Annotated in this window: 34 protein-coding genes, 6 tRNA genes and 2 rRNA genes (1 of these 42 cut by a window edge); 2 read left to right on the forward strand and 40 right to left on the reverse strand. The window is 36.1% G+C overall.

Going from position 1 to position 17,268, the window contains the following annotated elements; all coding sequences use genetic code 11:
• Positions 1–27 precede the first annotated feature (27 nt).
• From THYS13_RS07405 to THYS13_RS07545, 32 genes are all read right to left on the reverse strand, one after another.
• Positions 28–543 carry a hypothetical protein gene (locus THYS13_RS07405; protein WP_201035663.1) on the reverse strand — a complete coding sequence of 172 codons (516 nt, stop codon included), beginning with the start codon at positions 541–543 and terminating at the stop codon, positions 28–30.
• A 343-nt stretch (positions 544–886) separates the two neighbouring features.
• Positions 887–1,066, reverse strand: coding sequence for a hypothetical protein (locus THYS13_RS07410; protein ID WP_042833832.1), 180 nt, complete (start codon positions 1,064–1,066; stop codon positions 887–889).
• An 18-nt stretch (positions 1,067–1,084) separates the two neighbouring features.
• Complete coding sequence (locus THYS13_RS07415) at positions 1,085–1,288, reverse strand: hypothetical protein (protein ID WP_042833833.1); 204 nt, start codon at positions 1,286–1,288, stop codon at positions 1,085–1,087.
• Entirely contained in the window at positions 1,275–1,796 is a 522-nt protein-coding gene (locus tag THYS13_RS07420) for a helix-turn-helix domain-containing protein (protein WP_052210495.1), read from the reverse strand. Before THYS13_RS07420 ends, THYS13_RS07415 begins: the two co-directional genes overlap by 14 nt.
• A 33-nt stretch (positions 1,797–1,829) precedes the next feature.
• Positions 1,830–2,111: a zinc finger-like domain-containing protein gene (locus tag THYS13_RS07425; RefSeq protein ID WP_042833834.1), complete on the reverse strand. Its 282-nt coding sequence runs from the start codon at positions 2,109–2,111 to the stop codon at positions 1,830–1,832.
• A gap of 16 nt (positions 2,112–2,127) precedes the next feature.
• On the reverse strand, positions 2,128–2,652 hold the full coding sequence (locus THYS13_RS07430; protein ID WP_153039602.1) for a RusA family crossover junction endodeoxyribonuclease: 525 nt from the start codon (positions 2,650–2,652) through the stop codon (positions 2,128–2,130).
• Entirely contained in the window at positions 2,639–2,842 is a 204-nt protein-coding gene (locus tag THYS13_RS07435) for a hypothetical protein (protein WP_042833835.1), read from the reverse strand. The genes THYS13_RS07430 and THYS13_RS07435 overlap by 14 nt, the downstream gene beginning before the upstream one ends.
• 20 nt (positions 2,843–2,862) lie before the next feature.
• On the reverse strand, positions 2,863–3,186 hold the full coding sequence (locus THYS13_RS07440) for a hypothetical protein (protein WP_153039603.1): 324 nt from the start codon (positions 3,184–3,186) through the stop codon (positions 2,863–2,865).
• Between the two features lie 19 nt (positions 3,187–3,205).
• Entirely contained in the window at positions 3,206–3,397 is a 192-nt protein-coding gene (locus THYS13_RS07445; RefSeq protein ID WP_042833838.1) for a hypothetical protein, read from the reverse strand.
• Positions 3,398–3,401: 4 nt separating this feature from the next.
• A complete protein-coding gene (locus tag THYS13_RS07450; protein ID WP_042833839.1) occupies positions 3,402–3,788 on the reverse strand; it encodes a YopX family protein in 387 nt (128 codons plus the stop codon).
• A gap of 2 nt (positions 3,789–3,790) precedes the next feature.
• The gene (locus THYS13_RS07455; RefSeq protein WP_042833840.1) at positions 3,791–3,982 is read right to left on the reverse strand and encodes a hypothetical protein; all 192 of its coding nucleotides are present in this window, start codon (positions 3,980–3,982) and stop codon (positions 3,791–3,793) included.
• Positions 3,969–4,271: a hypothetical protein gene (locus tag THYS13_RS07460; protein ID WP_042833841.1), complete on the reverse strand. Its 303-nt coding sequence runs from the start codon at positions 4,269–4,271 to the stop codon at positions 3,969–3,971. The genes THYS13_RS07455 and THYS13_RS07460 overlap by 14 nt, the downstream gene beginning before the upstream one ends.
• Entirely contained in the window at positions 4,258–4,581 is a 324-nt protein-coding gene (locus THYS13_RS07465; RefSeq protein ID WP_042833842.1) for a hypothetical protein, read from the reverse strand. The genes THYS13_RS07460 and THYS13_RS07465 overlap by 14 nt, the downstream gene beginning before the upstream one ends.
• Positions 4,582–4,595: 14 nt before the next feature.
• Positions 4,596–4,790 carry a hypothetical protein gene (locus THYS13_RS07470; RefSeq protein WP_042833843.1) on the reverse strand — a complete coding sequence of 65 codons (195 nt, stop codon included), beginning with the start codon at positions 4,788–4,790 and terminating at the stop codon, positions 4,596–4,598.
• The gene (locus tag THYS13_RS07475; protein WP_042833844.1) at positions 4,790–5,005 is read right to left on the reverse strand and encodes a hypothetical protein; all 216 of its coding nucleotides are present in this window, start codon (positions 5,003–5,005) and stop codon (positions 4,790–4,792) included. The genes THYS13_RS07470 and THYS13_RS07475 overlap by 1 nt, the downstream gene beginning before the upstream one ends.
• 5 nt (positions 5,006–5,010) lie before the next feature.
• The gene (locus THYS13_RS07480) at positions 5,011–6,225 is read right to left on the reverse strand and encodes a DnaB-like helicase C-terminal domain-containing protein (protein ID WP_042833845.1); all 1,215 of its coding nucleotides are present in this window, start codon (positions 6,223–6,225) and stop codon (positions 5,011–5,013) included.
• A complete protein-coding gene (locus tag THYS13_RS07485; protein ID WP_042833846.1) occupies positions 6,209–7,180 on the reverse strand; it encodes a DnaD domain-containing protein in 972 nt (323 codons plus the stop codon). The genes THYS13_RS07480 and THYS13_RS07485 overlap by 17 nt, the downstream gene beginning before the upstream one ends.
• Before the next feature lie 102 nt (positions 7,181–7,282).
• The gene (locus THYS13_RS14300; RefSeq protein WP_161485933.1) at positions 7,283–7,441 is read right to left on the reverse strand and encodes a hypothetical protein; all 159 of its coding nucleotides are present in this window, start codon (positions 7,439–7,441) and stop codon (positions 7,283–7,285) included.
• A 38-nt stretch (positions 7,442–7,479) separates the two neighbouring features.
• Positions 7,480–8,418, reverse strand: coding sequence for a phage recombination protein Bet (gene bet / locus THYS13_RS07490; protein WP_042833847.1), 939 nt, complete (start codon positions 8,416–8,418; stop codon positions 7,480–7,482).
• A 2-nt stretch (positions 8,419–8,420) separates the two neighbouring features.
• On the reverse strand, positions 8,421–9,395 hold the full coding sequence (locus tag THYS13_RS07495; protein WP_042833848.1) for a hypothetical protein: 975 nt from the start codon (positions 9,393–9,395) through the stop codon (positions 8,421–8,423).
• Entirely contained in the window at positions 9,392–9,607 is a 216-nt protein-coding gene (locus THYS13_RS07500; protein WP_042833849.1) for a hypothetical protein, read from the reverse strand. The genes THYS13_RS07495 and THYS13_RS07500 overlap by 4 nt, the downstream gene beginning before the upstream one ends.
• A gap of 91 nt (positions 9,608–9,698) precedes the next feature.
• Positions 9,699–9,830, reverse strand: coding sequence for a hypothetical protein (locus tag THYS13_RS14800; RefSeq protein WP_255356297.1), 132 nt, complete (start codon positions 9,828–9,830; stop codon positions 9,699–9,701).
• Between the two features lie 23 nt (positions 9,831–9,853).
• Positions 9,854–10,084 (reverse strand): hypothetical protein, encoded by a 231-nt coding sequence (locus THYS13_RS07505; RefSeq protein WP_042833850.1) that lies wholly within the window; start codon positions 10,082–10,084, stop codon positions 9,854–9,856.
• A gap of 109 nt (positions 10,085–10,193) precedes the next feature.
• Complete coding sequence (locus tag THYS13_RS07510; protein ID WP_042833851.1) at positions 10,194–10,484, reverse strand: hypothetical protein; 291 nt, start codon at positions 10,482–10,484, stop codon at positions 10,194–10,196.
• A gap of 2 nt (positions 10,485–10,486) precedes the next feature.
• Positions 10,487–10,651, reverse strand: a complete 165-nt coding sequence (locus THYS13_RS14305; RefSeq protein WP_161485934.1) for a hypothetical protein — start codon at positions 10,649–10,651, stop codon at positions 10,487–10,489.
• Positions 10,652–10,653: 2 nt separating this feature from the next.
• Complete coding sequence (locus THYS13_RS07515; protein ID WP_042833852.1) at positions 10,654–10,854, reverse strand: hypothetical protein; 201 nt, start codon at positions 10,852–10,854, stop codon at positions 10,654–10,656.
• Positions 10,855–10,856: 2 nt separating this feature from the next.
• Complete coding sequence (locus THYS13_RS07520) at positions 10,857–11,138, reverse strand: hypothetical protein (protein WP_042833853.1); 282 nt, start codon at positions 11,136–11,138, stop codon at positions 10,857–10,859.
• A 7-nt stretch (positions 11,139–11,145) separates the two neighbouring features.
• Complete coding sequence (locus THYS13_RS07525; RefSeq protein WP_042833854.1) at positions 11,146–11,409, reverse strand: hypothetical protein; 264 nt, start codon at positions 11,407–11,409, stop codon at positions 11,146–11,148.
• On the reverse strand, positions 11,393–11,623 hold the full coding sequence (locus THYS13_RS07530) for a hypothetical protein (protein ID WP_042833855.1): 231 nt from the start codon (positions 11,621–11,623) through the stop codon (positions 11,393–11,395). The genes THYS13_RS07525 and THYS13_RS07530 overlap by 17 nt, the downstream gene beginning before the upstream one ends.
• Before the next feature lie 16 nt (positions 11,624–11,639).
• On the reverse strand, positions 11,640–11,846 hold the full coding sequence (locus THYS13_RS07535) for a helix-turn-helix domain-containing protein (protein WP_042833856.1): 207 nt from the start codon (positions 11,844–11,846) through the stop codon (positions 11,640–11,642).
• 20 nt (positions 11,847–11,866) lie between these two features.
• Positions 11,867–12,652, reverse strand: a complete 786-nt coding sequence (locus tag THYS13_RS07540) for a phage antirepressor KilAC domain-containing protein (protein ID WP_042833857.1) — start codon at positions 12,650–12,652, stop codon at positions 11,867–11,869.
• Between the two features lies 1 nt (position 12,653).
• Positions 12,654–12,893 carry a helix-turn-helix transcriptional regulator gene (locus THYS13_RS07545; RefSeq protein ID WP_052210496.1) on the reverse strand — a complete coding sequence of 80 codons (240 nt, stop codon included), beginning with the start codon at positions 12,891–12,893 and terminating at the stop codon, positions 12,654–12,656.
• A 161-nt stretch (positions 12,894–13,054) separates the two neighbouring features.
• On the opposite strand from THYS13_RS07545, the gene THYS13_RS07550 reads away from it, so the two are divergent.
• Together THYS13_RS07550 and THYS13_RS07555 are read left to right on the forward strand one after the other, a co-directional pair.
• Complete coding sequence (locus THYS13_RS07550; RefSeq protein WP_042833858.1) at positions 13,055–13,687, forward strand: LexA family transcriptional regulator; 633 nt, start codon at positions 13,055–13,057, stop codon at positions 13,685–13,687.
• 13 nt (positions 13,688–13,700) lie between these two features.
• Positions 13,701–14,849, forward strand: coding sequence for a site-specific integrase (locus THYS13_RS07555; protein WP_042833859.1), 1,149 nt, complete (start codon positions 13,701–13,703; stop codon positions 14,847–14,849).
• A gap of 70 nt (positions 14,850–14,919) precedes the next feature.
• Here the strand turns inward: THYS13_RS07555 and THYS13_RS07560 are convergent.
• The 8 genes from THYS13_RS07560 to THYS13_RS07595 all read right to left on the reverse strand — a co-directional run.
• Positions 14,920–14,994: transfer RNA gene (locus THYS13_RS07560), tRNA-Thr, on the reverse strand.
• 28 nt (positions 14,995–15,022) lie between these two features.
• Positions 15,023–15,098 (reverse strand) — tRNA-Phe (locus tag THYS13_RS07565).
• Between the two features lie 9 nt (positions 15,099–15,107).
• Positions 15,108–15,184: transfer RNA gene (locus THYS13_RS07570), tRNA-Asp, on the reverse strand.
• 23 nt (positions 15,185–15,207) lie between these two features.
• Positions 15,208–15,283: transfer RNA gene (locus THYS13_RS07575), tRNA-Ile, on the reverse strand.
• 9 nt (positions 15,284–15,292) lie between these two features.
• A tRNA-Glu gene (locus tag THYS13_RS07580) sits at positions 15,293–15,367 on the reverse strand.
• A gap of 6 nt (positions 15,368–15,373) precedes the next feature.
• A tRNA-Asn gene (locus THYS13_RS07585) sits at positions 15,374–15,448 on the reverse strand.
• A gap of 10 nt (positions 15,449–15,458) precedes the next feature.
• Positions 15,459–15,567, reverse strand: a 5S ribosomal RNA gene (gene rrf / locus THYS13_RS07590).
• 30 nt (positions 15,568–15,597) lie between these two features.
• Positions 15,598–17,268: ribosomal RNA gene (locus THYS13_RS07595) — 23S ribosomal RNA — on the reverse strand (it continues 1,509 nt past the right edge of the window).

Raw genomic sequence — 17,268 nt, forward strand, 5'->3', positions numbered from 1 at the left:
ATTTTTCCCATGTTTATATGGCCAAGTTTATTTCATTATCCCCTCAGCTTTTTGAGTTAATTCGATAAATTCCTCAATTGGCATAATCACAATCCAGTTGCTTTTATTCCCATCTTCTCTAAAAAAGACATAATTTGAATTTGGATCTTCATCAAGCCAATTCTGAATTGTTTTTAAACCACTTTTTCGTCTTTTCACTTCTATTCTTTTGCCGTTTTCTAATAATACATCGCATGAATACTTTTCACTTTTTAACATTCCTGACAGAGGTACTCTCTCAGCTTTTATATTATATTTTTCTAATAGCTTTACTACTTCTGTTTCACCTTCCCAGCCTTTTCTTTTTGCCCTTTTCCCTCGCTTACTTGCTTCGCTGTTTTTTAGTTCCTTCTTTTTAGCTTTTCTTTCTTCCCTCTGTTGAATTTGTCTTCTGGATAATATCTTGGGATTTACAGGATTGTATAAGCTGTAATTTTCACATATCCAACATTGATTTTTACCTTCTAAGTAAGTTTTGCAATTATTTTTTACTTCACATTCCATTGTACACATCACCGCCTTTATTTTTTTAGCTTTTATGAAAAGGATTTATTTCGTTTTGACTTTCGTAAGACATAAGAATATTACTTACCTGTTAAAAATCGATTCTAAGCCAAATATGACCGCCTGAAGGGTATTTATTAGCAGCCATATAATTTTGCTGCTAATAATTTTGTATTGTGCCTCTCCTCTTTGCCTCCCCTTTCTATATGCCCTTCCATATATATTAGTGTCTATTTTTTAGCTAAAAGCGACATGTTTTTTGAAATTTTTTTTGAAATTAATTTACTTTTTTTCCTACTCGCCTACGTGCCGTATCTGCTTTATTTTTACTACGACCTTTTTATTAATCTTCTATTTCTATTGTTACTTTTACAGTTTTGCCTGCTGCCATTACTAATTTAACAACATTTGCTATTTCTATTGACGGTACATCTAATTGTATTCTGCTTGCACCATTGCCACCTATTTTGATTGCACTTTGAATTGGTGGTAAGGATGCTATAAACTGGATTTTTTCCATCATATTACACCTCCTTTTGCATTAATTAAACAAGAAAGGACCCAATGCATGCTTTGCATCTTCAATTGTGACATGCCCTAATTCTATTTGACCGTCTAGCGATAATAAAGCAAATTCTATACTGCCATCTTCAAATTTTGAAATTTTTAAAATAGCATTGTCTTTTCGTTTTTTATAAGCAGGTTTATATCCAGTTTGTGCAGTAGCCAGCTTAAAAAGTATCATCCTCCTCATCCCTTCCTATTGCTTCTAAAATGTAAGGCAATACTGATTTATCAATATCCACGTTGAAATACGTCACTTCATCGGCATAGCTTTGTAAATAGCTTATTAAATCATTCACTGTCAACTTTTTTACATCACCAATATCTAATCGCATTATGCTGTCTTTCTTTAAACTGTCTATTATTTCCGCCAAATTTTTAAAAGTAACCGCAAATGTTACTGTTGTTTTCATTTTATCCTCTCCCTTAATTAATCTTACTAACATATCAGTTGCTTTTATAATCTCTCCCTCTAACTCCATTTCTACAAATTTGCATTCCCCATTTTCCGTAAAAAGTTCAGATTGTGGAACTTCCAGGACTTTAGAGACTAATTCCATGAATTTGGGATAGGGTTTCCTAAAGCCCCTTTCAATTTGAGAAATAATACTTTGTGAAATATGGAGTTTTTCTGCAAATTCCCTTTGCGTCAATCCTTTTTGCCGTCTTAAATACTCTAATTTTGTCATTTTTTCATCTCCTTTTGATATAATTTTTTCTTCTTAATCTGGTATTTTTCTTCCTGTGCCCAAGCAAACTGGACAGTTAACGAACTGTGATGTATAATAAGGTTCTAATTCACTATCTTTCGGTAAAATTTTTCCTGTCCCTTCACAATATTCGCATGCCTCATTTAATTCTTGTATAACCAACAGAGCATTACTGTATCTTTGTATTCTTTCTTCGTACTGCTGATTAATTTCCTTGATTCGTTCATTCTTTTCTTCTTCAAGCTCTTCTATCTTTTTCTTTATCTCTTTTATAACAGGTAGTAAATTCAACATTCTTACCCCCCTTCGTTCAAACTTTTTCGTTACAGCTTTCTATCACAACTTCAACAAATTCATCCTCTGAATAAAACTTGCTTATATACATTTCAACAATTTGCTTATCATCGTCGTATGCCAGTCCATTTAATGCATCTGCTATAATTTTTACTACATTGTCCATGTCTGGCTTTTTAGTTGGTCTTAGAATGTTTTGTAACATCAGTTCTTTATCTTTTTTATTTGTACCCTTAGGAATTTTATAAAAAGCTCTTATAATCATTCTTAGAGGTCCTTCTAGTTTGATATTTCTATATTCATGCATATATAGCAGTTTTACAAATGCTTCATAATTTACTGTTTCGGCTGGTGTGTACGTGACTCCTCTCTTTGTGACTCGTGGTCTTTGTTTTCCAAATGGCTTGCCAGGTATTGTAAGTAATATTCTCTTCAATCGTGCAGGAATTTGTATATTCCCCACACATTCTTTTCCTTGTAATCTAAGTTTTTTTGCAGTTTCATCATCAAATATTCTTGCATCACCATTAATTTGTTCCATCCATTTTCCCCTCTCTTTTTAACATCTTCAACATTATTGATAATGCCCTTTCTAATCCTTCACGATAACCACGCCAGTAGTTTGTTGATATAATTGTTTCTGCATGGTTTTCTTGTTGCCTTGCCTCGTTTATTTCGTTATGAAGTAAGTCATAAAGCTGTTCAGTTACCATAAGTTTTTCAATCAACATCCTTTTTTACCCTCCTTTTTTTAATCATCTTCCAGATAAACATATTCTTTAAATTTTGCGCCACAAACAGGGCAGTAATTATATCCTTCAGACTTAGGGTTGTATAATACAAATGTTCTATGACAATTTGAACATTCCCATACAACCCCTGTTATATATAAAACCTGTCTTAATTCTGCTTCTTCTCTTAAGTTTGCTTTTTCTAATTTCTTTAACTTGTCCGTTAGTTCTATAATTTTTGTTATCCACATATTTTCTTTTCTCCTGCGCCTTTTGACCGCTGTTGATAATTTTTGTAGTTCAGAAATTCTATATTTGTATTTTAGGGCTCTAATTCTTTCCATCCTTTTTTCCCCTCCTTTTTTATTCACATGCACTCCAACCACAACTGTAACAGGTCACACACCCGCTCTCATGTACCAACTTTGAACCACAAACTGGACATCTCACTTCGGTATTTATTTGTATTGACTCTACAAATTTTTCATTGTTAATCCCTTCCTTTTTAGCTGATTCTTTATCAAATACTCTTCCAGACCATGAATTTTTATTCATCGCATTACTCCTCCTCTAATAATTCTGGATTTTGAAAAATATTACCAACAACTTCACAATTTTTTGCAATGATTTCTTCTATGTTAGAATATTTGTCACACTTTAGCCACTCGATTCTAAACGCTGCAAATTCTTCGTCAAAATATATTCCTCCTGTCATTCCGTCAAAATATCTTACTATATCTCCCTCATAAATTTCTTTGTTATTTTTATCTTTTAGCCCTGTGTATTGCATCAGCACAACTTTTTCATAGGGTATAAATTCTTTTATCTGTTTACAATCTACTGCAAGGGTATTTCCCATAAAGATAAAATCCGCTTGAATTGGTTTGTCTTGATAATACATTTCTTTTCTTTCTTTGTGCCAAGCACGAAATTTTATTTCACGCACCTCTATTTCACCACCTTTTCTCTTCTCTTAAGTTCATACTTTCTATTTGTCTCTTCTCTGTTTTCTATTCTGCAAAACTTACACAATCTTTGATTTCTTACGTCAGTAAGAAATACTTTCCCACATTTTTTACATATTTTTTTGTATAACTTCATCTTCAGTGTTTCTCTTATAAGCCCATCATAATCGTACATTACCGTTCACCTCTAAATCAAAATATCTTTTCCAGCACCTTTTAATGTCATTTTTATCACATCCTCCAAATTCAGCGCATACTTCATCAATAACTCTATCTCTTCCTATACACGGCTTTACGTGTTCCCAGAAAAGTGGACATGGTACTTGTTCTTCTACTGTGCCATCTGGGAAAGTAATTCTTATTGTACCTGCCATAATGTCATCTATAAGTTCTTCTTTGTACTGCTCTTTATTCCCTATCTTATTTAACAACACTTCTAATATCATCTTCTCAAATACTTTCATGCTTTCTCTCCTCCCATGCTTTTATTATTTCTTTAGCCCACTCTTTCGCATCTACAGGCGGACGTAAATTATACAATCTTACACACAAAAAACTATAACTCTCCTTCATAACTCTTTCTCTTTCTTCTTTCGCATAATCTTTTAAGCCAACACCAAATTCTCTTGCGAGACGTAAACAACCTTCCCTACCTGCATAAATATTTTGTGTTTCTACCTCTCCACCAGTACGCATAGGTAATGGACTACCTGCACTACCAAAATAAATCAATAAAGCTTTATATAATCTTTCCATGTACTCTTCCGCTGTCATTTTTCTCCTCCTTTTTATTGCTTAAGTATTGTTTTTTCTTCCCCTGCAAAAATTCTTATAATTCTCCTTAACCGCTCGTTCTCTTCTTTAAGTCGCTTGTTTTCTCCCATAAGCTTTGTATTTTCCTCTGCAAGCTTGTACACAAGCTGTCGTAATTGCCTGCTTTCTTCTTTTCTTATCTCTAATTCATCAAAGTTAAAGTAAATCACTACACATTCTCCTTTCTTTTGAGCTGCTCTTCAATTTTTTTATCTAACTCCGCATTTACTTTTGTGAGCCATATATCAAATTCTCTGTAAAGCACATCAAATTTCTTTTTAAATATAGTTTGATAAAATTTTTGTTGTTCCTTTGGCAGTTTCTCTATAGCATTAAGCAGTTTAAACAACTCCTGATATTCTTGTTCTCTTTTTGGAATATCCATCATTATCACCTTTTATCTATTTCATAAAATTCCATATAACGAGGTTCAAATAAAATGTCATATTTCCCTACGTTGCCATCTCTATGCTTGGCAATAATTAATTTTATTTTTCTAATATCTTTTTCTAATTCTTCTTCTTGTGTGTGAAGGAATATTACGTTATTAAAATCTTGTTCAATATTTCCACTTTCTCTTAAATTCTTTAATGTGGGTTCTCTTTCACCTTCCCTATTTAATTGTGATAATACAAATATTGGAATTTTTAAATCTATATTCATCATCTTTAGTATTCTTGTCATTTTACCTATTTCTAAATTCCTATTTTCTGCCCTTTCTCTTGTCTGCATTAATTGTAAATAATCAATTATCAAGCAATCTATATCTTTTGTGGCTGCTAGTTTAAGATAAAGGTCTTCTATATAAGCAGTTTTGCAATCTAATAAAATATTTAGTTTTGATAAAGTTATAGCTGCATTTACTAAAGCGTCCCAGTCGTCTTGCGTCAAATCCCCAATCTTTATTTTTTTATTGTCAACTCTGCTAAATTTAGCTAATAATCGTTTTGTTATTTGTTCATTTGTCATTTCCCGACTGACAAAATAAATTTTTTTACCTTGTTTTGCAAGGTCAACAGCTATTTTTAATGCAAAAGCTGTTTTCCCAGTACCCGGTCTAGCACCGATGACTGTCATATCACCAGGCATTACCATATCGTCTAACTGTCTTATATCAAGCTTAATCCTTTTTTCTTTATTCTTTTGTATTTCTTCTATCTCGCTAAGAGTTCTTAATAACACATTTTTTAAAAATTCTGCATCTGTTGTTAAATCAAAACTTTTTAAATATTGATTAATAGCTGCAATAATTTTTTCATTTTTTACCCCTTTGCTTAATGATGCCTTGATATTATCAGAGAGCTTATTCAAATCCCGTTGTATTTTTTTTTGTTTTAATTCATTAATATACTCATCAATATTCGCTAAATTAGGTGGTGGCGCATTATTAATAAATTCTTCTATTTCAGGAACTTTGTCGGCTATAAGCAGTATATCTACACTTTTACCTTCGTCTATTATTTCTTTAATTGCACGTAAGATTTTTTTATGTAAAGACAGTGTAAAATCTTCTTCAGCTAAAAATCTAATATAATGCGTGTAATCTTCTGGATATAAGATAATGCTTATTAATACTTCCCTTTCTACATTAGGATTGTTGTACAAGTCCTTTCACCACCTTTAGTATCTCTTCTTTTTTCTCTGGTGGAATATTAAGAGGTTGTCTTGCTTCTTCGTCTAACCGCTTTCTCTTTTCTAATACACTTTCAGGTATTACAAAGGGTTCTTCTTTATTTTGATCTGTTTTTTTACATTCCCAATCTCGTAAATAAGCTTCTACTGCTGCCTTTGTTTTTAATCCATGTCCTATCCAATTTCGCAAGATTGCTTCGATATACTTCAAAGTACGCTTATTTGCCTTTACAGCTTCCTCTATAGCTAGCACAATTACATCTGCTTCTACGTCTTCTAGCCAATCGGTTATCTTTTGTACTTCAATAGATGTTGGAGGATGAATATTATTTTCAAAAATTGCATATAACTGCTGCAGCTGTTGTTGAAACTGTTCATTAACTTTCTCTGTTTCTGCTACTGTTACTGTTTCTGTTTCTGCTTCTGTTTCTGTTACTGTTACTGGTTTGCCATACCCTTCATCGAACTGTTTATTGAACTGTTCGACGAACTGTTCCCCTAACAGCTTACGTAACTCTTCTAAAAGTGCGTTGTAATGCGGTTTGTGGGGTTTTAGTTCGTTTTTAATGTACTCATATAAATCTTTAAGAAGTGGCGTTCTGGGAATTTCTTGTAGCTTTTTTATAGCCTTTTTAACTTGATTTGGGTTCTCTAAAGGATTGTGTTTAAGGAAGTTTTTAATGAACACTACGTGATTAGTTTCGTCATAGTTTACCAAACCTTTTCGTAACAGTTCCTGAAACCCTTCCTTGAACTGTTCAGGAGACAGTCCCACGTCAAATGCTGCGTATAAGTCCGGAAGAAAATATAAACCAAGCATATTACGGTGTGGTGATGTAAGAAGGTATAGAAAAATATATCTTGCATTTGGAGATAAAGTTCTTATCTTTTCATCCTGCCAAAATTTACTTTCTATTTTCGAATACATCTTATCCCCTCCAATGAGGTATAGAATAATTTTCTTATGCATAAAATATAATGGGTATATGTGTACATTTTTCCGCACAAAAATTTTTTAATGGAGGCGGAATTAATCCGCCTCATATCCTAATTTTTTCAGAATCGAAGAAGTAATTTCATACTCTTTTTCATCCTCTTTTCTTATTCTTAAATTGTGCCATTGTTCAGCTAATACAAGTTCTTTGAGAAATTCCACCTCTTCTTGTGTAAGTCTCAAAAGTATTTCCATAAAATCATCTCCTATAAGTTTTTTTCAGAGAGAGAGTATTAGCCCTCTGCTCTTTCTTCTGCTCTTTCTTCCCATGGCAATGGTATGTCTTCTTCTATCACTGTAAAATCTGTGTCAATTGGTTCTTGTTGTTCTTCTTGTGTTTTTTGTTTTACTGCTTGTTCAATTTCTGCACATATTTTGTCATAATCTTCTTTTGCTACGTCTTTGCTGTGTTCATAGCCGTATTTGTCTAACACTTGTCTTACTATATCTTTGTCACCCTGCGCTATTGCAAACATTCTTTTTGCCTGCGCAAGGCTTATCTTTTGTTTCTCTACGCTTTCTTCTTTTGCTTCTTCCTGTTGTTCTTCTACAGTATAATTGACTTCAATAGGTTTTTCTTCAAGGTGACTGTCATCTACAGGCATTTCCTCTGGGCTGTAAAGCCCTTGAAATTCCTCAGGTAATGCCTCTCTTAAAGCCTGTACCAATGCTACTTTTCTAATCATGGTAGCAGGCATATTCGCCCAGTTTGAGAATATTCTTCCGTCCTTTGTTTTACGTTGGTATTCCTGAAGGCTCACACTTGTTTCTAAAGGTACATTCCAATCCTTTCTGTATACTTTTGCCCAACCTCCAACTAAAGTTTCATTCGGTGCAACAAGTGTACCTTTTCTGTATTCCATTTCTCCATTTTTCTTTTGTACAATTACACCTGCCTCGTACCCTGCACAAAGTTTTGATTTTGCAGCTCTTTTTGTGAATGTATCTTTGCCTGTTACAAGAGTAGCTGGTTCGTTACCGAATTTGATTAAGTATGCTTCTCTTAAAAATGGATTGAGTTTCTGATACTTACAAAGATTAATAAACATCATTACTTCTTGGTCTGTGACTTTCGATGGATCCCCTGATACGAGATATTTTTTCACTATATCGTAGGAGAGTTTTACCTCTCCTGTATCAGTTTCGTATTTTACTAACCACTTTCCTTCCATACCTATGCCTCCTCTATTTTTAGCACTTTATAAGTGCTAATTTTTAATAATTTTTGTAAAAGTTCTTGCGATAATTCTTGACGTGCAAGCTTTGTGTCAATTCTCTCTTGCTTACGTTCTTCTACCTTGATAAGCCATCCTCCAGCTTGTATAGGTTTTTCTTGAGCTGACATAAGTAGCTGCTCTTTTAATCCTTTCTGCCTTTCTTCAAGCTGCTTAATTTGTTCGCTTATTTCGTTGTATTCTTCTACAATGTCTAATAAATTTTCTCTTTCTACTGCTTGTACTTCTTCTTTCTTCCAATTAGGATGACAAATATGTGTATATGGACACCAAGGACGTCTACATTGCCAGTGGGTATCGGGGTGAAAAGGTGGCGGTATTTCTATGTATTTTTCTATCATATCGTTCAATTCCACAAGTCTTTCTATTTCCGCTTCTACAAATTCTTTGTTGTACTCTATTAATTCATAGTGGTGGTCCCAAAGTCTTGTTTTCGGAGTTTCTTTATTCCTCGCTACTAAATAAGCTTTATTTAGTCCTAAAGAGTGTAGATAAAGCTGTACCTGTGTATAATACTGTGGATGTGCTTCCTTAACTCCTTTTTCTCTCAGTTCTTGAAAACCTCTGTTGGCTAGTGTTTTAGCTTCAAGAAGTATGATATTTTCTTTAGCTGGTGAAATTTCTAATCCAAAAATTACAGCGTCTTTATTTTCAACAGGAATAGCTAACCCATCTATATGCCCAACGAGAACTACATTTCCATTTTTTACTATGCTGACTTCCTGCTGTCTTCCAAAAACTATGTAAGGTGCACCCGGCAGATTTTTTGATGCCCATTCTAATATAGAGGATTCGTGGAGGTTCCCCTCAGCGAATGCTCGCTCACTGCCTTCCCAAGGGGGTAGCCCCTCTACCCCCCATGCCTCTAACTGAATCCTACGGGGACATGCTCCTGCTTGACTAATACGTATCATACTAACTCCTCCTCCTTCTTTGGCAATAGCTGTTCTTGCTTTACTACTGCCAACATCTTTTTTAACAGGGATTCAATATCTTTTAAATTGTTTGACGTAAAACTTACTGCACCATTTGGTATTTGAATTGTAAGGAAATATTCGTCGACGAATTTATTTACGTACACTTTAAATTCATTAAGGTTATGTAAATATATATTTGCTGATACCATTTTTCTCCCCTCCATTTTCCTCTTGAGTACAGCACAAAAATGTGCTATACTCAAAGTGGTAATTTTTCTTTGTGCCTTTTGCAGGCACTTTTTATTTTTCAAAAAAGAATTCTTTTTTCGTTTGTACATCGCTGTTTATAAATGCTACTTTTTTGACTCTTACTGCTACAGCAAATGCCAACTCTTCTCCACATACAGGGCATTCCACCCATAACAAAAACATTACAACTGTCCCTCCTTTCTCTCTTATTTGTATAGAAAATTACCGTCCCCATGCATTATGAGATTGCTTTCGGAGAATATTTTATTTGTGTTTGATAACCATTTCGGCTTTCCTACAGGTTTAGACTTTAAATCATATGCCTGTACTTTCACCATCTTTTCTCCTTTGTTAACCTCTAAAACTAGCCACATCAACAATTCAAAGGGGTATTTTTCTTGGAATATATCCCCTTCTTGAATTTTTGAAATTGGCATCATCTATTCCACCTCTTTTCTCTGTAAATTCTAATTCTCTTTTTATCTCCATCATGTGTGACGCAAAAGCCTAACTTGTATAGTAATTGTGCTAATCTGATTGACATGTTTACACCTCCTCTATTTTTTCTATATCTTCAGGTAAAACTCTCAATATTTGTTTTAAGTTAACTGCGACTAAGTAAACCTTAATTGGTTTAGTGGGGGTAAAGATGAGGTATTCTTGAAAAGTTGTGTAACCTTCCCATAATATTCTTACACCTACAATTACCCCAGTTTTATTAGTAGGTACTCTCCCATACCTCTTCTTAAGTCCTCCTACTTCTTTGTCCCAATCTTTTCTATAACCTAACCATCCTTTTATGCGTACTTTATCACCAAGTTTTAGTATTTTATCCATATCTACACCTCTTCTCTTGCTTTATCAATTTTTTCTATTATATCTACTAATGTTAACAAATTAGCACTTGTTTTTAATCTTTCTGCTTCAGCTATTACATACTCTAGTACCTCTATCAGTTCAACAATTTCATCTTCTGTTAATTCGACTTGAAATGTTTTGTCCATGTTTATGCCTCCTCTATCCAATCTTCTAATTTATTGTCTAACTTTTTATAGATACTCTTGTATATTGCAAAATCATATTTTTCATAGTCTTCAAGTTCCCGTACTTCTGCTAGTGATGCTAAACCTGCTAAATGATACCATACAGCTTCATCTAAATATTTCTTTTCTTCTTCTGTAAGTTCAAGCTCAAGTCTGATTGACATGTTTACACCTCCTCTACCAATTCATCTTTTATACTTCCGTTTCTTAGCAGATGGCTAAAATTCTGCCATCCACCATGTGAATAAACTAGTTGTCCCTGCTTCTTCCTCAACTGCTCCATTTTGTTGTATAATTTTAGCCTTATAGGGCTATTGGGAAGTCTATTCATTTCTCTGTATGTCTCTCTTATCTTCTTCTCTAACACCAAAATTTGCATATCTATTTTTGTGAAAGTTTGTGAATGCTTTGGATAATTATCGCTGTATCCTCCCCATGTGATATTCACTTATATTTCACCCCTTTTTATTTTTAGTTGTCTTTAAAAAATCTTCATATAATTGGATTAACAGCCCCATCGCTGCTACTGCAATTGGAGCCCTCCTTGCGTCCATTTTATCTGCGATTTTGTTAAATTCATTTAGTAACTTTCTTGATTCTTCAACTATATCGAAGTTATCTTGTACAAACATTAAAATCTGTGGTGCAAAAATATTCGCGGCTTCATCCCATTTTTTGTCTGTTATTTCTATCTCAATATTTTTATATTGTTCTTGCATTCTCATTCACCTCCTCTAACTTTTTTAAAATTTTTTCGTGTAATTTTATTTCTTCGTCCCATTCCTCCATTATTTGGTCTGTCTTTATATTGATTGCTTTTAATCTTTGTATTTCAGACCAAATAAGGCTTTCTAACGCAAGTTTTTCTTTTCGTGTGAGCTTAATCGTGAACAACCTTTCTTGCTCTTCATTGCCTGTCCAACTCATGTTCATGCGACTGTACCTCCTCTCATTCTGCTATTTTTCTCATTCCTTTTGCCGATTGTTCTTGCTGTTCTTGCCACCATTGTTGCAAGGTGGTTTCATCAAATAAAATGCGTTTGCCAATCCTTACACAGGGAATCTTCTTCTGACGTACAAGTTTGTACAACATTTCTTGTGAAATAGTATTGTTAAAGAATTGCTCTATTGCTTGTTTGACAGTAAGTTTCTTCATAAAGTCACCTCTTTTTTGTGTTATATTAAATTATCTTTTTGCAATAACAATCTGAAAGTTTCTCTACCTTTTGGCGTTATAAGGGTTTGTACACCCGCTATCTCGTTTCTAGTCCATTCCTTAATTTCAAATAAAGTTTTGTTATATGGTGCGTATGGTCTTAAGTCACCTTTTTGGTCTCTGTAAATAAACTTCTTTCTTATTAGCCAATTGATAAAAGTTCTTTCTTTTATTCCTAACTCTTTAGCAGTGTCTCTAAAATTTGTTAGTAAATTTCTTTCTACTAATGCATCGAAATATTCAGCCTTAGGCTGCATTACTTTTATCTTTTCATTTTGTTCACGAATAGTCTGTAATGCTGATTTAAATAAAGCTTTTGTTGCTTCATCTGCGTAAGGTAAGTACGTTTCAATGAATAAATCTTCATTAGCTACATACCCACCTGTTCTCCGGATAGTAGGTAGGACTTCTGACACCACCCATTTTCTAAAATTGCGAGCATGTTTGGCTTTGCTTTCTAAAATCAAATCATATAAGCCTGATTCTGTAATATATAATTGTTCAAAATCAAAATCTGATGATATTTTTATTTGTGTGAACGTTGTGTTCACAACAGAAATATCAAGACTTTCAATGATGTTAATAATTCTGTTTTTGTATAAATACATCTGTCCAATTGCATTTGATCTGGTGTATCCTAAAGCCCATGCAACATCAAATAGATTAAAATAAATTTCATCTGATGATTTTGCTAATACTCTTAATTTGCCAAAATCTTTACTGTTAAAGATTTGAATTTCATTCATATTAACTTACCTCCTTCCTTTTAATATCACGTTTTGTTGTGTTTATCCTCATAAAAACATCTGGAAATAATGTTTCCATAGGCGTATTGAAATATTCTTCAAATTTCTTCATAAGTCTTACATTAGGAGTTCGCACACCTGTTTCAATAGCACTTAAATATTGCTGCGATATACCTAATTCTTCAGCTATTTCCCTTTGAGTTCTTCCTCGTCGTAACATTCTTAATAAATCTCTTTTCATCTTTTGCACCTCCTAATATCACGTTTTGTTGTGTTTCTATTTATATTATAATATCACATTTTGTTGTTGTCAATACTAAATTTTTAAAAAAATACAACGAAATAATGTTATGAATATTACAACTCGTTGTTGTAAAATATAATCACATGGAGGTGTTTTAAATGAATAGAATCAGAGATTTAAGGACAGAAAAAGGTATTAGTCAGAATGAACTAGCAAAAGCATTAGGTTTAACTCAACAAGCTATCAGCGCTTATGAAAATGGGTTAAGAGAACCCGACCTAGAAACTTTGAATAAAATAGCTAATTATTTTAATGTGTCTATAGATTATCTTTTAGGACGTACAGACATACGTAACTCTGACATACTTACAAAAGCTGGCTTAGTAGAATTTGATAAAAGCAAAACAGTTCCAATCCCAATTATAGGTAGTGTGAGGGCTGGGACAAATGGCATACTTGCTTATGAAGAAATACTGGGAGTGGAGAATGTGGAGCAAGATATTATTAAAGATGAAGCAAAATATTTCTTTTTGCAAGTTAAAGGCGATTCAATGTATCCAGAAATAAAAGAAGGCGATTTGGTATTGGTTAGGCAGCAAAGCGATGTAGAAAGTGGAGATATAGCAGTCGTCATTATAAATGGCGATGAAGGAATAGTAAAGAAGGTAATAAAAAAGGATCATTCGATTGTGCTTTATTCTATCAATCCTGTTTACGAACCAATTATAATAACCAATCCAGAAGAGCTAATCATTGTTGGCAAAGTAAAAAGAGTTGTGAGAGTTTATTAAAGGAGGTATCTCTATGCCCGGAAGTATCCAAAAGAAAGGGAAAAATAAATATCTTTTAGTTGTTAGTGCTGGTTTCGATATTACAGGGAAACGCATAAGATATACAAAAACAATTACAGCCAACAGCGATGCAGAAGCAGAAAAACAATTGGCTCTTTTTTATTCAGAAGTAATGAAAGGAAATATACGAAATGACCAGCAATTAACATTGGGTGAATATTGTAAATACTGGATTGAAACAAAAGAAAAAAAATTAGCACCGACCACAATCGATGGCTATAAAAAACTTATGAAGCGAATAAATGAAGCATTAGGACATATCAGACTATCAAAGCTAAAGCCACGCCATTTAAGTGAATTTTATGACCTTTTAAGAGAAGAAAATCTTGCGGAAAATACAATATCACATTATCACCGGTTTTTACATGCAGTATTAGAAACTGCTTATAAAGTTGATAAGCTTATACCAGAAAATCCTGCAAAAGCAGTTATAGACCCCCCAACACCCGGAAGACCTAAACCAAACTTTTATGACGACGAACAGACATTAAAACTTCTTGAAGCCTTAAATAATGCACCGCTAAAATATAAAGTATTCGTCATATTAGCACTTGAAACAGGTACAAGGCGTAGTGAACTATTAGGATTAGAATGGAAAGATATAGACTTTGTAAAAGGCATTATTTATATTCAACGTGCAAGCAACTACACAAAAGAAAATGGGATATATACAGGCACAACAAAAACAGAAACATCTGTAAGAAAAATAACCGTGTCAAAAGAAATTCTTACACTTCTAAAAGAATACAGAAGATGGCAAAATGAAGAAAGATTAAAGAAAGGTGATAAGTGGATTGATACAGACAGGCTGTTTACCCAAGAGAATGGTTTGCCTATGCATCCAGACACACCAGACAAATGGTTTAAAAAATTTCTAAAACGAAACAATTTACCAATTATTACAATTCATGGTCTAAGGCACACAAATGCAAGTATAATGATAGCAAACAATATTGACATTATCACAGTAGCAGGAAGATTAGGACATGCGGATAAGTCAACACCTGTAAGAATTTATGGGCATATGCTGAACAAAAAAGAAAAACAAGCAGCTGAAATTATTGCAAACGAAACTTTAAGAAAAACAAAAAAGCAGCGGTAAAGTGTCAACCAAAGTGTCAACCGCTGCTTTAAATTTTTTATATTAAGTTGCCCGGAAGCCTTGATTTTACTGGAGCTGGCAGTGGGATTCGAACCCACGACCTGTTGATTACGAATCAACTGCTCTGCCACTGAGCTACGCCAGCAATAGCTAAAACCTCCATAAAAAAATTATGGTGCCTCGAAGTGGAATCGAACCACTGACACAGGGATTTTCAGTCCCTTGCTCTACCTACTGAGCTATCGAGGCATAACATAATGGCGACCCAAAAGGGACTTGAACCCTCGACCTCCAGCGTGACAGGCTGGCGCTCTAACCAACTGAGCTATTGGGCCGCATTACTATTTAATTTTTTAAATGGTGGGCCTTCAGGGATTTGAACCCCGGACCAATCGGTTATGAGCCGACCGCTCTGCCAGCTGAGCTAAAGGCCCATATTTATGTGGTGACCCCGACGGGATTCGAACCCATGTTGCCGCCGTGAAAGGGCGGTGTCTTAACCACTTGACCACGGGGCCACGATTTGGCTCCTCAGGTAGGACTCGAACCTACAGCCTACCGGTTAACAGCCGGTTGCTCCACCATTGAGCTACTGAGGAATATTTTTAATTCCGGCAGCGACCTACTCTTCCGCGAAAGCAGTACCATCGGCGCTGGAGGGCTTAACTTCCGTGTTCGGAATGGGAACGGGTGTTTCCCCTCCGCTATCGCCACCGGAAATCTAGACCCTCAAAACTGCACAAAGCCAAAGGTCAAGTCCTCGACTGATTAGTACCGGTCAGCTAAAAGTGTTTCCGCTCTTACACCCCCGGCCTATCTACCTCGTGGTCTTCGAGGTGTCTTACCCCGGCACTCAACTCTACTCACTAGTGGAAAGACTATTCTTTATCCTCTCTTTTAGCCATCTACGCCCTTGTCCTGACTTTTTTAAATGTTTCTCCCTTATCAACGCATCTTTTTTATCTCTATATGCTTCATAGTATACTAATCTCCATTTTCCTTCTCTTGTACTCTTTATTTCTTTTCGTTGATGCGCTAAATACCTTTCCTTTATATTAGACGTATAGCCTATATATATCTTTCCTTTTTCATTTGTCAGGACATACACATAATACATCTTGCCTTCCTCCAGTAAGTATAGTTGAGTGCCGGGTGGGAAACCTAATCTTGAGGCGGGCTTCACGCTTAGATGCTTTCAGCGTTTATCCACTCCGAACTTGGCTACCCAGCTGTGCACCTGGCGGTGCAACTGGTACACCATCGGTTCGTCCATCCCGGTCCTCTCGTACTAGGGACAGTGCCTCTCAAGTTTCCTCCGCCCGCGACGGATAGGGACCGAACTGTCTCACGACGTTCTGAACCCAGCTCGCGTACCGCTTTAATGGGCGAACAGCCCAACCCTTGGGACCTACTTCAGCCCCAGGATGCGATGAGCCGACATCGAGGTGCCAAACCTCCCCGTCGATGTGGACTCTTGGGGGAGATCAGCCTGTTATCCCCGGGGTAGCTTTTATCCGTTGAGCGACGGCGTCCCCACTCACTGCCGCCGGATCACTAAGCCCGACTTTCGTCCCTGCTCGAGATGTCTCTCTCGCAGTCAGGCTACCTTCTGCCTTTATACTCTCTCGCGCGATTCCCGTCCGCGCTGAGGTAACCTTTGGACGCCTCCGTTACCCTTTAGGAGGCGACCGCCCCAGTCAAACTGCCCACCTGCCATTGTCCCTACGCCGGCTCCACGGCTATAGGTTAGAATTCCGGTAATCCCAGGGTGGTATCCCAACGCCGACTCCAGTAAGGCTGGCGCCCTACCTTCTCCGTCTCCCACCTATCCTGTACAAGAATTACCAAAATCCAGTGACAGGCTACAGTAAAGCTCCACGGGGTCTTTCTGTCCAATCGCGGGTAACTCGCATCTTCACGAGTACTACAATTTCACCGGGCCCCTCATCAAGACAGCGCCCAAGTCGTTACGCCTTTCGTGCGGGTCGGAACTTACCCGACAAGGAATTTCGCTACCTTAGGACCGTTATAGTTACGGCCGCCGTTCACTGGGGCTTCGGTTCAGAGCTTTTACCCTTCCCCTTAACCTTCCAGCACCGGGCAGGCGTCAGCCCCTATACTTCGTCTTCCGACTTAGCAGAGACCTGTGTTTTTGGTAAACAGTCGCTTGGGCCTCTTCTCTGCGGCCTTTCGGCACTCCTTCTCCCGAAGTTACGGAGTCATTTTGCCGAGTTCCTTAATGAGGGTTCTCCCGCTCGCCTGTGGATTCTCTCCTCGCCTACCTGTGTCGGTTTGCAGTACGGGCACCTCGGACCTCGATAGCGGCTTTTCTCGGCAGCTGCTTCGGTGGCTTCGCCTTACGGCTCCCCTTCTCAGCCCCCTGCTAGTACGCGGATTTGCCTACGTACCCTTCGGTGAC

This window comes from Thermoanaerobacter sp. YS13 (assembly GCF_000806225.2).
In the GTDB taxonomy this organism is placed as follows: Bacteria; Bacillota; Thermoanaerobacteria; order Thermoanaerobacterales; family Thermoanaerobacteraceae; genus Thermoanaerobacter; species Thermoanaerobacter uzonensis.